Here is a 12,316-nt window from a genome sequence, read left to right on the forward strand (position 1 = left end):
TGTATCTGAAAGGTTCATTTTTTAAGCATTTTGGGACATTTATGTGGAATGCAATATTCTTTATAGGTTACTTAAGGTTTAAATTAGGTTCGCCTAATTGTTACTGGAGGTGAGGTAAATGAGATTCATAGTGGCAACTGTTAGAGGGGGACTTGACGATAGGGTAAATCAAGCCTTTGGAAGAACCCCAACGTTCACCATAGTTGATGTAGACGAAAATGGAAACATACTCAACGTGCAAGTTGTTGAGAATCCTGGCTACTCACAGCCAAGAGGAGCAGGAGTAACTGCGGCCCAGTTCTGCATTGACCAAGGAGCTGACGTGGTGATAGCTGGTCAGTATGGTCCAAACTCCTACGGAGTTCTCCAGGCGGCAGGAATGAGGTTCGTCTCAGCTCCGCCAACGATGACCGTTAGAGAGGCCATAGAGGCCTACCTAAGAGGAGAGCTAACACAGGCCATCATGGGCCAGGGTGGAGGAGAAAGAGGTATGGGCAGAGGAATGGGTAGGGGAAGAGGGTGGGGGAGAGGATGGTGAGGGTTGTTATAGTATTTGAAAATCATGCTGGGTACAGAAAGGGGCTTATAGGATATCATGGCTTTTCAGCATTAGTTGAGAACAATGGATATAGAGTCCTTGTCGATACAGGAACAGATGGAAATATTTTACTGAACAACATGAGAGAGCTCGGAATAAATCCAGATTCCATAGATGCCCTATTCATAACACATGGTCACTATGATCACACGGGAGGATTAAAAGCTCTCTTAGAAGCCAGAGAAAAGCCCTTAGATATCTATGCCCATCCCCAGATTTTTGAAAAGAGGATAGCCTTGAAGCCAAGGAGAAGGGACATTGGAATACCCTTCGAGAGAGAGGAGCTTGAGGAGCTAGGCGCTGTCTTTCACTTAAGTGAAAAGCCAAAAGAGTTCTTACCAGGATTCTTAAGTTCCGGAGAAATTGAAAGAACAACATGGGACAGAGCCGTTGGATACTTCCCTGATGGAAGAAGGGATCCCGTTAAAGATGACATGGCTTTAATAGTCGATGCAGGAGATGGATTGGTTGTTATAAGTGGATGCGGACATAGCGGGATAATAAACATTGCTAGACACGCAATTAGGATTGCTAACAAAAGGATTGCGGCTTTAATCGGGGGATTCCATCTAAAAGGCGCGAGTAGGGAAATATTGGAAGATGTAGTTGATGAAATGAAGAAGCTTGAAGTTGAAAGGCTATACCCTGGGCATTGCACTGGAATAAGAGAATTTGCATACCTCTACAGCAAACTCGGAAACGTGGAAGAAATATATGTAGGAAAGGAGATAAAGATTTAGCTACTCTCCCTCCCCCTTTATCCTCATTATCTTGATTCTTCCAAGGGTCTCCCAGTATTCTACGTTTATTCCTTCTTTGAGCTTGTCCCTTATTTCCTCGTCAACACCAGTGTCTAAGGGAACTTCGAACATCTCATAAGTTTCCATGTCCATTATCTGAACGGTGTCTGGGGTTATTGCGATAACTTGGGCCGTTTTCTTGTCTATTATTGGAACGTCAACTTCAGCGCTTGTTGGCTTAACTATGCTCCTAACTTTTCCATCAAATATTCCTACTGCCTCAATTCTTGCCTTTGCTGATCCGTGCTTCCCTGGGGAGGAGACGGTAATGTTTACAATCCTGCATGGCTCATCGTCAATAATTATGTATCTCCCAGGCTTAAGCTTGCTCACCTGAACCTTTGTCTTGTCGCCCATTTCGATCACCCCTTTCTCTTTTTCGTGGGGTTTTGAGGGGTTTAACTTATTAGTTTTTTCATCATCTTGTTGTTTTTGCAAACATCCTATTAAATGCCAGTGGTACTAAGAGCATAAGTCCCACTATAATCCCAAGTATCTGAACGTCTTTTCCGCTCTGTATTCCCATGAAAACCATTGGTATCCAAACGATTACCAGTATAGCAGAAAGAACTAACACCCATATTCTTTTCTCTTCCGCAACTCTAGCTATTGGGAATAGCTCAACTAAAGCATAGAGAGGTACCATTAGAACTATCGTAGCAAGAAGTGTTGCCCTAAGGGGGCCCAAATATGAGAGACCAGCCAATATTGACGATATTAAGCTGATCATTATTAGACTATTTTTCCTCGTTGTTTGAAATACATCCATCGCTAGCTGAGCTCCGCTTTCTAATAATACGAGAATCGTTGTAAATCCTGCAAAGAATATTGAGAGCATAAGAGCTATAGTAAAGCTGTACCACCCTTTAACCTTAAGCTTGGCAAGTATTTCTGGTATTCCAAATACTGTCTCTATTAAAGGCTTGACGTCTATGTCCTCTGGCGAAGTATACTCTCTCCATAATGGTCTGAAGTATTTATTGTAGACATCCATAGCTTCCATAGCTTTACCACTTTCAAATGCTGTCCAATAAGCTTGATGGGAAATTCCAATTGAATAGGTTATTATCAATGCCGAGAGCATTGATAAAACAATCTGGAGCAATATTACTACAAGTAGAATTCTTTTCATATCAACGTTTATAGCTGCAAGGGAAGATCCAATTACATAATAGAAGCCCACTCCTAGCCCAAATATCAGTAAAGTTACCAAAAATGTTTCTACTACTATGGTAACTGGAATGTTTGTTTGGAAAGAGTGTAGTTTATCGAGTGTTGTTGAGATGAACTGATAGGATGACTCCTTAGTTACAAACTCCTCTGCCTTTGAACCAAGGAAAAACGCTGCAAATACAGTTAGTATTATCAATAATATCGAAAAGATTACAATCAGGTCTAATGATTTTGATTTTGCTAACAGTAATAGGCCTAAGGCTAATAAAACAGTTATTATTCCAATTCCTGGTATAGAAATTCCAAATATTTTCTCAAGGGCAATTCCAGTGTAGTGGCCAATTATTCCAGTCATTATAAAGAGGAATACTAACATTACAATCGAGACAGTTGGCATTCTGCCTACTTTCGTCATGAATTCATGAACTCTGTATCCTCTTCTAGATATTTCTCCTGCTTCAAATACTATCATAGCACCAACAATTCCTGAAAAAATCAGCATCATTCCGAGGCCTGTCAACCCTGTTGTCATTAGGATCTTTGGAACCAAAGAAAATGTCCATATTCCAATCGTGTATGCAATTAAAATGAACACAAAGTATAGCGTTCTCCCCCTCATTACATCCTTCCCCCATTAATGTTTTAGCCTTTTATTAGACTGTGAAAGAATATAATTATAAATTTACCCCATCTCTAACAAAACATCAGACATGAATTCATGAGAGATGTTAATCAATAACTTCCCACTCATAAGGGATTATTACCTCATTGACTATCGTCCAAGCCATAAGAGGTTCCCCATAAAGGCTAATTTTAATTCCATCAATTTCACTCCTGAAATCTCCATGTGGAAATCCGCCAACTACAACTACAGGTCTTTTGAATTTAGAGAGTAGTTTACCAAAATGCTTAGGAATCATAAATTCCCCCTTCTCATGCATTATAAATACGGCATCTGGATTTATTTCTGAGATTAACTGGTTAAGCGTCTTCTCTTCTAATCTCAAAAGTTGCAAATCTTCTGGTACTACCTTTTTCTCAAACAACCTCTCCATTAATCCAATAAAACGATTATAATTCCTAGGGAGTCTAGTTTCAGGTTTTATGTATATTACATAATCATTCCTTGTATGGACATAAACCCTTAATCTATCTTTTTTATTTAATATGCTCTCAAGGGCGTTTAAAAGGCATAAATGTACTATATCTGGCCTACCTCTTCTATCACCATCCTCAAGCTGCCTTAAAGCTGCATGATGATAAGTAGAGTCCAAAATTACCTGCTCAGGTTTTTTCTTCCTCCTCCTCGCATAGTTGACTATTGCAGGATGATCTACTATTTGTTTTGGAACTAATTCTAGCTCTGAATCTGCAATTATAAGATGTAGTCTTTTCTTTTCCATTCTTTACTCCCCTCATAACCATGGAAACATTTTATAATAAAAACGTTAACTCTCTAGCAAAATGTTGTGGCCATTCAAAAGAAAAATAGACTTACCAAGAGAAGCCCTTGAGCCCAAGAAAAAGATACTTCACATAAGTGACACCCCTGAAAGCATCTATAACTTTATTTTTGAACTTGTCCAAACTATAGAACCGAGTATAATAATTCATACGGGAGACCTAGTAGACAATTTAAAACTAGAAAGGAAGCCATGGCTTAGAGATAGTTACGAAAAAGCAGTCCGAAAGCTTCTCAAATTGGCATCATACAGTACACTCTACATAGTTCCTGGGAACGAGGATGATGAAGACATAATAAAGCGGATATTTGGAAATTTTGCTATAATAGTGAGGCCTGGAAGTGTAATGAGCATCTGTGGAAGAAAAATAGCCTTAGGACACAAGCCAGAAGATGTGAAAGGAGTTAAAGCAGATTTATACATGTATGGTCACGATCCAAAATCCAAATTTGGGCTTAACGGAATACATTTTGCTTACATAATCATATGTCCAGATTGGAAGATATATAAAGTTCCGTATCCACCCGGAACAAACTTTGACAGGGGATACAAAATGCTGAGGGGATTATGATGAGATTGTTACGACTGGGCCCAGGAATATTTTTTGCTAAAGGCAAACTCATACTTAAAAAAGGAATTTCAATGGAACCTGAAAAGGCCTTTGAAGAAGCACAAGAACTTGATACAATAATTATTCATGATGATGGAGCAATTTTAATCAAAGAACACCCTTGGAAAGTTCTCTCGGAATTAATAAATTCAAACCAAAACATCACGATAAAACCCTCAGCTCCTCTAATTTTAATGAGATCCCCTAATCCAAGAAAAATGCTCGAGCTAATTAAGGATAGAGTTGAGGGAAGAATACTAGATCCAAAATCAGCAATATTAAATTCTACACCAGATGAAACAGTTATTCTAACAACTAAATCCCCTCTGAATAGGCCAGTCCCTTTTACAGCTATAGAGGGCGGGATAATAGTTGAAAAGGAGTTTCAAGATGTTTACAGGTTTCTGATTCTTGAAGCACCAATGTTAATCTCGGAAATAGAACCTCACTGGAACGAGATTACAATAAAACTTTATGATTCTACCAACCATTACAAAGAAAACATAGAGAGACTAATAATAACAATAGAAGATTTAGACATTGGGTTCATAGTATCCGAGGGATGGGATTGGGATTATCCTAGACCCTTACTGAGAGTTCCAGTATATAGGCTTAAGCTCTTAACATGGGAAAGTCCAGAGAGAATAAAGTTTCTCCTCAAAGGACTCGAATACTCAAATTATAAGAGACTGTGCGATATAGACGTTATAGTGGAAGGCAGAAAAATTGGATGGTTTGAAGTTGGAAAATTTAAATCAAAGTTTGAGATAGCTAAAGCCGCCCGAAAAGAGTTGGAAGAACTCTTAAGCGACACCACCCTTGCAAGACTAAGGGAGATCGAAGAGAAGCTAGCAAAAACTATTTAAAATGAATTCCAAAATTTGCTGCAGGCTGGTGAGGAACAGTGAATCCAGAAAACAAAATGATGCTAATTGCATATGGGATATTTACACTCGCTGGGATAGTGAGTGGTATCCTTTCAGCTTATGCTCCTTTAGGATGGATCGTTGGATGGGCAGTTTACATAATCTCACCAAAGATATTGATAAACGCCGTCAAAGATATTCCAGAAGAATTAAAAAACGAGAGAGTTCTACTAAAGAAAACATTTTGGAGCTTTTTCTTCTTCTGGCTGTACTTCACGGGAATGACATATACAGTAGTTACCAACTTCCAGCCAGTCGCGTACTATAATGGGACAATTTACTATAATATGACAAGGTAGTGGGGGCTTAAGGATGAACATTGAAGATATGAAGAAAGCTGTCGCAAAAGAGGCCCTAAAATATATAGAAGATGACATGGTGGTTGGGTTAGGGACAGGGTCAACTACGGCATATTTCATCAGATTTCTAGGTGAGAAAATCCAAAAAGGAGAACTTGAAGAGATATATGGCGTTCCAACCTCCTATCAGGCAAAAATTCTTGCAATGGAAAGTGGAGTTCCAGTGTTAAGCCTAGACCAAGTTGATGCAATAGACATTGCAGTCGATGGAGCGGATGAAGTAGACCCAAATTTAAACCTGATTAAGGGAAGAGGAGCAGCGCTCACAATGGAGAAAATAATAGAGTACAGAGCCGGGACATTCCTAGTCCTAGTTGATGAAACCAAACTTGTTGAGTATTTGTGCCAAAAAATGCCAGTCCCAATTGAAGTAATTCCTGCAGCATGGAGGGCAATTCTCGAGGAACTTAGCATATTCAATGCAGAAGCAGAGCTAAGAATGGGCAAAAAGAAGGATGGCCCCGTGGTAACTGAAAACGGAAACTTCATTATAGATGCAAAGTTTCCTAGGATAGAAGATCCCCTCGATATGGAGATAGAGCTTAACACAATTCCGGGGGTCGTTGAAAACGGTATATTTGCAGATATAGCTGACATAGTTTTGGTAGGAACGAAAGCTGGAGTAAAGAAAATGGAAAGGTAAAATGCTAGAGAAATTAATCTCCCTAGGCTATTCTAAAACTTTTGCAGAGAGATACTACGAGCTTTGGGGCGAAAGAGCCGTAAAGATAGCAGAAGCGATGGAAAAGCCTCTTCCAAGGTGCTTTAGGGTAAACACCTTAAAGACAAGCATAGCAGAACTGACTAAGAGACTCATGAAAAAAGGTTTTCAATTTAGAAAAGTTCCATGGGCAAGAGAAGGCTTTTGCTTAACACGGGAACCCTTTTCCATAACTTCAACTCCTGAATACTTAACGGGTCTGATTTACATCCAGGAAGCTAGTTCAATGTATCCTCCCGTTGCCCTAGAGCCGAGGCCAGGAGAAATCATAGCAGATATGGCGGCAGCCCCTGGAGGAAAAGCGAGCTACATTTCCCAGCTTATGGAAAACAAAGGTATTATTTATGCATTTGACGTTGGGGAAGAGAGGCTAAAAGAAACGAGGCTCAATTTGTCAAGGCTCGGAGTTATTAATACAATACTAATTCACAAATCTTCTCTATATATCTCCGAACTTGGTATTGAATTTGACAGGATACTCTTAGATGCTCCTTGCACTGGTAGCGGAACGATTCACAAAAACCCCGAGCGAAAAAGCAACAGAACTATGAAGGACGTTAAGTTCTGTCAGGGTCTTCAAATGAAAATGATAGAAAAAGCACTTGAAGTTCTCAAACCCGGGGGCATTTTGGTCTATTCAACTTGCTCTCTCGAACCCGAGGAAAATGAGTTCGTAATCCAATGGGTACTCGAAAATTTTGATGTCAAGTTACTCCCCCTCAAATACGGGGAACCCGCTTTGACAAGACCCTTCGGAGTAGAACTTAGTGAGGAAATAAAAAATGCAAGAAGGTTTTATCCAGATACTCACAGAACGAGCGGTTTCTTTGTTGCAAAGATAATGAAAGTCTAGAGAAATGCATGTCTGTGCTTTGTTAAAGCGTAGATCCCATAAGTAAGGAGGACAAAATCAACTATCGACAGAATTATAACTATGTAACTGTAAGCCACAACAAAACTCTCGCTTTTCCCAAGTAACTCTGCCGCCTTCTTTATGGCCTCTGGGTTTGTTACAACAGAATAGAACATCCTAACGAGCATTGCGCTTTGGATTATAGGTATTGGAGCTACTGCATATGCGAGCATTAATCCTGTGTATCCTCTTCTCTGAAGGCTCAACATTGATAATATCGCAGGAATCGCTAAGATTAGTGCCGTTATGGCAAGCTCAGGCCTAGTTGACAAACCAGCAAGAACAAAGTATAAAGCCATCCCATAAATGAACATTCTATACGCTTTTTTAAGCTTCTTAAGCATCGTAGGTTTGAAGTCATAGAATGCAGTCTTTGAATATAAGTTCATCCTCTCAATATCTTTTAGATACTTCTTCTCTCCAATCCTTTGAATTACTCTGTCGCTAGTGTTGTTTTTTATCTCAACTGACCTTTTCCTCAAAAACTCTGCCATCTCAACGTTATCTTTCTCGACTTCCCCACTAAGTTTTAGAAAATTTTCTGAGGCTTCATTCAGCAGTTTTATTGCCTTTTCCTTTTTCTTTGGGTCAAGGATCTTAACCTTAGTGAGCATGTCAGAGGCTCTCTTTAAGTTTTCAGAAACCTCTCTAAGAATATCAGGACTCTTCACTTCAGCACCCCCAAGGTTAAAAGAAAAGAGAAGGGGTATAAAAACTTCAAGTCTTAGCCTGTTCAGCCTTGAGTAACTTGTTTATGCTCCACCCCATCATGATGAAGATTACCAGCCATGCTATTATCATGTATACTGCCCACATTTTTTGTCACCTCAGACTCTTATGATTACCTCGTTCTTCTCTAACTCCTCTCCGTACTTCTTCTTAATGGCATAGTATGTTTCTATTGCTCCAATGAGGAGCATTGAAACAATTGCTATTTTTGCAGGAGCTTCTAGGGTCTTGCTAACAAGGTCGCTGAAAGTTCCAAAGAGTGGAAGAGCTATGAATATTGGTGCAATTATTACAGTAATCCACTTGTAGATTGATGGGACATTTATGTATGCGCCCTCGTGGAGCTCTCTCCAGAAGTTGTCTGGCTTGAAGAGCCATACTCCAACTATGATGTCAAATAGCGCCAAGAGTGCTAACTGGAAGCTAATCCATGCATCTACTTGGTCAAGGTAGCCACTTATGTATACGACCGGTATTCCAAGGAGGAAGTATATGACAAACACTATCCAGGTTCCAGTCTTCCTTGGAATTCCTAGGTCTTCTTCAAGTAATGCTGTTAGGTAGTTGTACATTGCTATTGCCGAGGTGAATCCAGCGAACCATAATAGGAGGAACCACAAGGCTCCAAAGAATCTTCCTGCAGCTCCCATTTGAACGAATATGTTTGGCAAGCTCGTATATGAGAATCCAAGACCAAAGTTCTTTGAAATCCACTCTAGTGCAGCATCACTGCCCTTTGCCAAGACATCTGCTGGAACGATCTTTGGAGCATAAGCTACTGCAAGTGGGACTGCAATTGAACCACCAAGGACAACTTCAGCAAACTCGTTGAGTGAGACTGTGGCTAGTCCCGAAAGGGCTACATCATCCTTTGGACCCAGATAACTAGCATAGTTCTGAATGATACCCATTCCAAGGGACAGAGTGAAGAATATCTGACCACTTGCAGCAAGCATGACCTTCCAGAGGTTCTGCTTGAGGTATGCCCAGTTTGGAGACCATATGAACTCAAATCCCTTTATCGTTGACCAGTTCGGGTCTCCCAGTGGTGAACCCAGCGTGAACACGTAAATCACTAGGATTATTGCAAACACGTACAAGAGGGGCATCATGACCTTGACCCATCTCTCGATACCCTTACTGACACCCTGACCGACGGCTATTCCAAGCAACACTACCGTTATACCCCAGAACAGGAATACTAGTCCATGGTTGCTTAAGTACTGACTGAAGAACTCACCGGTGTTCTTTCCAAAGTAAGCACCTGTTATGCTAAACCATGAATATGCTGCTGACCATCCTATGAGGTGGAGGTAGTAGCTGTTAAGCAAGGTTGTCGTTGCGAAGGCTAACGCACCACCAATGAGTCCGAATATTAAAGCCGTCCTTGGTTTAAGCGATTCTCTTGCCATGAGGTAGAACGTTGGACCAAGTGTACCGTGACCGTACTTACCTCCATACCTTCCCTGAACCCATTCGACCCACATCACTGGAATTCCGAGTAGGAATAGTGCCAAGAAGTATGGAACCATGAATGCTCCTCCACCGTTTCCGGCTACCTGGGTTGGAAATCTGACGAAGTTACCGAGACCAATGGCATTTCCTGCCATCGCTAAAATCAATCCAATTTTAGTTGCCCATTTTTCTCTTTGTTCCATATCGATGTCACCTCCAGTTTAATCCTATTTTAAAAACTAAAAACACATTTACGGATATATTACCAAGTCTGAAATTTATAAAGGTTATCTGTGGCTGGAATGAACAATTGCCAAACAAAAACATTTACAAGCTTGTAAAACATAAAGAATTCATTTGAATATAAATTATTAAACATTTCAATGCAAATTTTAATGGGGGTGATTGGTGAATGGCCCTTAGTGATAGACTTAATCTTGTAAATCCTTCAGAGATAAGAAAGCTTTTTGACATTGCTGCTGGAATGAAAGACGTAATATCTTTGGGGATAGGAGAGCCGGATTTTGACACTCCGGAACATATAAAGGAATTCGCTAAAGAGGCACTAGACAAAGGCCTAACACATTATGGTCCGAACATAGGACTCCTTGAGCTTAGGGAGGCCATAGCTGAAAAATTGAAGAAGCAAAATGGGATTGAAGCAGATCCAAAAACGGAGATAATGGTTCTAGTTGGAGCAAATCAGGCTTTCTTAATGAGTCTTGCAACGTTCCTCAAGGATGGAGAGGAAGTTCTCATACCAAGTCCAATGTTCGTTAGCTATGCCCCCGCTGTAATCCTTGCCGGGGGTAAACCCATTGAAGTTCCAACATATGAGGAAAATGAATTCAGATTGAGTGTAGATGATTTAGAGAAGTATGTTACCGAAAAAACAAGGGCTTTAATAATAAATTCACCTAATAATCCAACAGGAGCTGTTTTGACAAAGAAAGATCTCGAGGAGATAGCAGATTTTGCAGTAGAGCATGACTTGATTGTTATAAGTGATGAAGTTTATGAGCATTTCATATATGACGATGCAAAGCACTACAGCATAGCATCACTAGACGGCATGTTTGAGAGAACGATAACAGTAAACGGATTCTCCAAAACGTTTGCGATGACAGGATGGAGACTCGGATTTGTCGCGGCTCCTTCCTGGGTAATAGAGAAGATGGTAAGATTTCAAATGTATAACGCTACATGTCCAGTAACTTTCATCCAGTACGCAGCTGCCAAGGCATTGAGAGACGAGAGGAGCTGGAAAGCCGTTGAAGAGATGAGAAAGGAGTACGACAGGAGAAGAAAACTTGTATGGAGAAGGCTAAACGAAATGGGCCTTCCAACGGTAAAGCCAAAAGGAGCGTTTTACATATTCCCAAGGATAAGAGACACGGGGCTTACAAGTAAGGAGTTCAGCGAGCTAATGCTAAAAGAAGCAAGGGTAGCAGTAGTTCCGGGGAGTGCGTTTGGAAAAGCCGGAGAAGGCTATGTAAGAATAAGCTATGCAACCGCCTACGAGAAACTTGAAGAAGCAATGGACAGAATGGAGAGGGTATTAAAAGAAAAAGGCCTAACGTAAGTCGGTTGTCATGAATCTGGCATAAGCTACTGAGAATGGAAACAGTAACTCTACGATGAGAATTGCTAGGTCATTAATTCCATGGGCCAAGCTTTCGCCCAGTGGAAGATAGCTATGTCCCCCTTCCTCACCGCTAAAAGTATATATCATCAGCTGAGCGAAGTGTGTTGCAGGATTCAGTATGTTTATCCGCCTTTCCCACATCCTTTTCTTTTCACTCCATTCTTGATATATTTCCTCACAGTGTTCCATGGTTGTCTCAGTAACTCTGACGACTTTCCCGTTAATGACTTTCTCTTCGATGATTGTAACTGGGCTACATTCAGGAGGTTCTCCTACTATGGACTCGGAAATCATGCTGGAGACTATTGGATATAGAATCGCGAAAAACACCGCTACTCCAATTGCCACAATTATCGCTGTTTCTGGGCTTTTTAAGAGGGAAGAAATCATTATTCCAAGGCTAAGAAAAACCAAGGTATACAGGAGTATTAATAGGGAAAGCACTAGCAACCGAACTACAGAAAGACCTTCCATTGGAATCCCAACTATAAGCATCATCGCTATTGTGAATGCAAAGCCTATGAACACTACTATCGCAAGTGCAATTGCATTCCCCAAAAACTTTCCAAAAACCACTTGATCCCTATAAATTGGGTGACCTAGGAGAACTTTGATAGTCCCGTCTCTAACTTCTCTGTTTATAGAATCGGCTCCAAGTAAGATCCCTAGAAGGGAACCAAAGAATATCCATAGCATTGAATTTCCCATGAATATCATTGCAACGGGAGTCATGTACACCCAACCACTTGCTCCGAACATGCTTTGTCTCCCCACACTAGGACTTTCGTATAGTGCAGAGTTTTTACTGAAGTAAATAGCAAGCCCAAGGAAAATTAAATAAATTGAAAGTAGGATTATGAATCTTTTGGTCTTTACTGCTAGATACAGCTCTTTTGAGGCTATGTTCCACTCTTTTTCCATGAA

General features: G+C 40.5%; 14 protein-coding genes. 8 read left to right on the forward strand and 6 right to left on the reverse strand.

The window, feature by feature from the left end; all coding sequences use genetic code 11:
- Positions 1 to 118: 118 nt before the first annotated feature.
- Both PY04_RS06295 and PY04_RS06300 read left to right on the forward strand, forming a co-directional pair.
- Entirely contained in the window at positions 119 to 538 is a 420-nt protein-coding gene (locus tag PY04_RS06295) for a NifB/NifX family molybdenum-iron cluster-binding protein (protein ID WP_014734302.1), read from the forward strand.
- Positions 532 to 1,338 (forward strand): MBL fold metallo-hydrolase, encoded by an 807-nt coding sequence (locus PY04_RS06300; RefSeq protein ID WP_014734303.1) that lies wholly within the window; start codon positions 532 to 534, stop codon positions 1,336 to 1,338. The genes PY04_RS06295 and PY04_RS06300 overlap by 7 nt, the downstream gene beginning before the upstream one ends.
- On the opposite strand, the gene PY04_RS06305 is transcribed toward PY04_RS06300, so the two are convergent.
- From PY04_RS06305 to PY04_RS06315, 3 genes are all read right to left on the reverse strand, one after another.
- Positions 1,339 to 1,755: a translation initiation factor IF-5A gene (locus PY04_RS06305; RefSeq protein WP_014734304.1), complete on the reverse strand. Its 417-nt coding sequence runs from the start codon at positions 1,753 to 1,755 to the stop codon at positions 1,339 to 1,341.
- A 61-nt stretch (positions 1,756 to 1,816) separates the two neighbouring features.
- Positions 1,817 to 3,190, reverse strand: coding sequence for a sodium-dependent transporter (locus tag PY04_RS06310; RefSeq protein ID WP_014734305.1), 1,374 nt, complete (start codon positions 3,188 to 3,190; stop codon positions 1,817 to 1,819).
- A gap of 109 nt (positions 3,191 to 3,299) precedes the next feature.
- Positions 3,300 to 3,974, reverse strand: coding sequence for a 16S rRNA methyltransferase (locus PY04_RS06315; protein WP_014734306.1), 675 nt, complete (start codon positions 3,972 to 3,974; stop codon positions 3,300 to 3,302).
- Positions 3,975 to 4,035: 61 nt separating this feature from the next.
- On the opposite strand from PY04_RS06315, the gene PY04_RS06320 reads away from it, so the two are divergent.
- From PY04_RS06320 to PY04_RS06340, 5 genes are read left to right on the forward strand one after another with little or no spacing between them, the layout of a single operon-like run.
- On the forward strand, positions 4,036 to 4,605 hold the full coding sequence (locus PY04_RS06320) for a metallophosphoesterase (RefSeq protein WP_014734307.1): 570 nt from the start codon (positions 4,036 to 4,038) through the stop codon (positions 4,603 to 4,605).
- On the forward strand, positions 4,605 to 5,510 hold the full coding sequence (locus tag PY04_RS06325; protein WP_014734308.1) for a hypothetical protein: 906 nt from the start codon (positions 4,605 to 4,607) through the stop codon (positions 5,508 to 5,510). The genes PY04_RS06320 and PY04_RS06325 overlap by 1 nt, the downstream gene beginning before the upstream one ends.
- Positions 5,511 to 5,548: 38 nt before the next feature.
- Positions 5,549 to 5,869 (forward strand): hypothetical protein, encoded by a 321-nt coding sequence (locus PY04_RS06330; RefSeq protein ID WP_048056056.1) that lies wholly within the window; start codon positions 5,549 to 5,551, stop codon positions 5,867 to 5,869.
- A gap of 13 nt (positions 5,870 to 5,882) precedes the next feature.
- Complete coding sequence (rpiA, locus tag PY04_RS06335; protein ID WP_014734310.1) at positions 5,883 to 6,572, forward strand: ribose-5-phosphate isomerase RpiA; 690 nt, start codon at positions 5,883 to 5,885, stop codon at positions 6,570 to 6,572.
- Position 6,573: 1 nt separating this feature from the next.
- Positions 6,574 to 7,503: an RsmB/NOP family class I SAM-dependent RNA methyltransferase gene (locus PY04_RS06340; RefSeq protein ID WP_014734311.1), complete on the forward strand. Its 930-nt coding sequence runs from the start codon at positions 6,574 to 6,576 to the stop codon at positions 7,501 to 7,503.
- Here the strand turns inward: PY04_RS06340 and PY04_RS06345 are convergent.
- Both PY04_RS06345 and PY04_RS06350 read right to left on the reverse strand, forming a co-directional pair.
- Complete coding sequence (locus PY04_RS06345; protein WP_048056057.1) at positions 7,500 to 8,234, reverse strand: hypothetical protein; 735 nt, start codon at positions 8,232 to 8,234, stop codon at positions 7,500 to 7,502. The genes PY04_RS06340 and PY04_RS06345 overlap by 4 nt on opposite strands.
- A gap of 156 nt (positions 8,235 to 8,390) precedes the next feature.
- Complete coding sequence (locus tag PY04_RS06350) at positions 8,391 to 9,950, reverse strand: sodium-dependent transporter (protein WP_048056058.1); 1,560 nt, start codon at positions 9,948 to 9,950, stop codon at positions 8,391 to 8,393.
- A gap of 209 nt (positions 9,951 to 10,159) precedes the next feature.
- Between PY04_RS06350 and PY04_RS06355 the strand changes: the two genes are divergently transcribed.
- Complete coding sequence (locus PY04_RS06355) at positions 10,160 to 11,329, forward strand: pyridoxal phosphate-dependent aminotransferase (protein ID WP_014734314.1); 1,170 nt, start codon at positions 10,160 to 10,162, stop codon at positions 11,327 to 11,329.
- On the opposite strand, the gene PY04_RS06360 is transcribed toward PY04_RS06355, so the two are convergent.
- Entirely contained in the window at positions 11,321 to 12,313 is a 993-nt protein-coding gene (locus PY04_RS06360) for an ABC transporter permease (protein WP_014734315.1), read from the reverse strand. The two genes, PY04_RS06355 and PY04_RS06360, sit on opposite strands and share 9 nt — an antisense overlap.
- Positions 12,314 to 12,316 lie beyond the last annotated feature (3 nt).

The sequence above is a fragment of the Pyrococcus sp. ST04 genome, from assembly GCF_000263735.1.
Classification (GTDB): Archaea; Methanobacteriota_B; Thermococci; order Thermococcales; family Thermococcaceae; genus Pyrococcus.

Excerpts from the sequence above, each read along its gene's own strand:
- PY04_RS06295 (WP_014734302.1), top strand. The coding sequence starts at position 119 with ATGAGATTCATAGTGGCAACTGTTAGAGGGGGACTTGACGATAGGGTA.
- PY04_RS06300 (WP_014734303.1), top strand. The coding sequence starts at position 532 with ATGGTGAGGGTTGTTATAGTATTTGAAAATCATGCTGGGTACAGAAAG.
- PY04_RS06305 (WP_014734304.1), bottom strand. The coding sequence starts at position 1,755 with ATGGGCGACAAGACAAAGGTTCAGGTGAGCAAGCTTAAGCCTGGGAGA.
- PY04_RS06310 (WP_014734305.1), bottom strand. The coding sequence starts at position 3,190 with ATGAGGGGGAGAACGCTATACTTTGTGTTCATTTTAATTGCATACACG.
- PY04_RS06315 (WP_014734306.1), bottom strand. The coding sequence starts at position 3,974 with ATGGAAAAGAAAAGACTACATCTTATAATTGCAGATTCAGAGCTAGAA.
- PY04_RS06320 (WP_014734307.1), top strand. The coding sequence starts at position 4,036 with ATGTTGTGGCCATTCAAAAGAAAAATAGACTTACCAAGAGAAGCCCTT.
- PY04_RS06325 (WP_014734308.1), top strand. The coding sequence starts at position 4,605 with ATGAGATTGTTACGACTGGGCCCAGGAATATTTTTTGCTAAAGGCAAA.
- rpiA (WP_014734310.1), top strand. The coding sequence starts at position 5,883 with ATGAACATTGAAGATATGAAGAAAGCTGTCGCAAAAGAGGCCCTAAAA.
- PY04_RS06340 (WP_014734311.1), top strand. The coding sequence starts at position 6,574 with ATGCTAGAGAAATTAATCTCCCTAGGCTATTCTAAAACTTTTGCAGAG.
- PY04_RS06350 (WP_048056058.1), bottom strand. The coding sequence starts at position 9,950 with ATGGAACAAAGAGAAAAATGGGCAACTAAAATTGGATTGATTTTAGCG.
- PY04_RS06355 (WP_014734314.1), top strand. The coding sequence starts at position 10,160 with ATGGCCCTTAGTGATAGACTTAATCTTGTAAATCCTTCAGAGATAAGA.
- PY04_RS06360 (WP_014734315.1), bottom strand. The coding sequence starts at position 12,313 with ATGGAAAAAGAGTGGAACATAGCCTCAAAAGAGCTGTATCTAGCAGTA.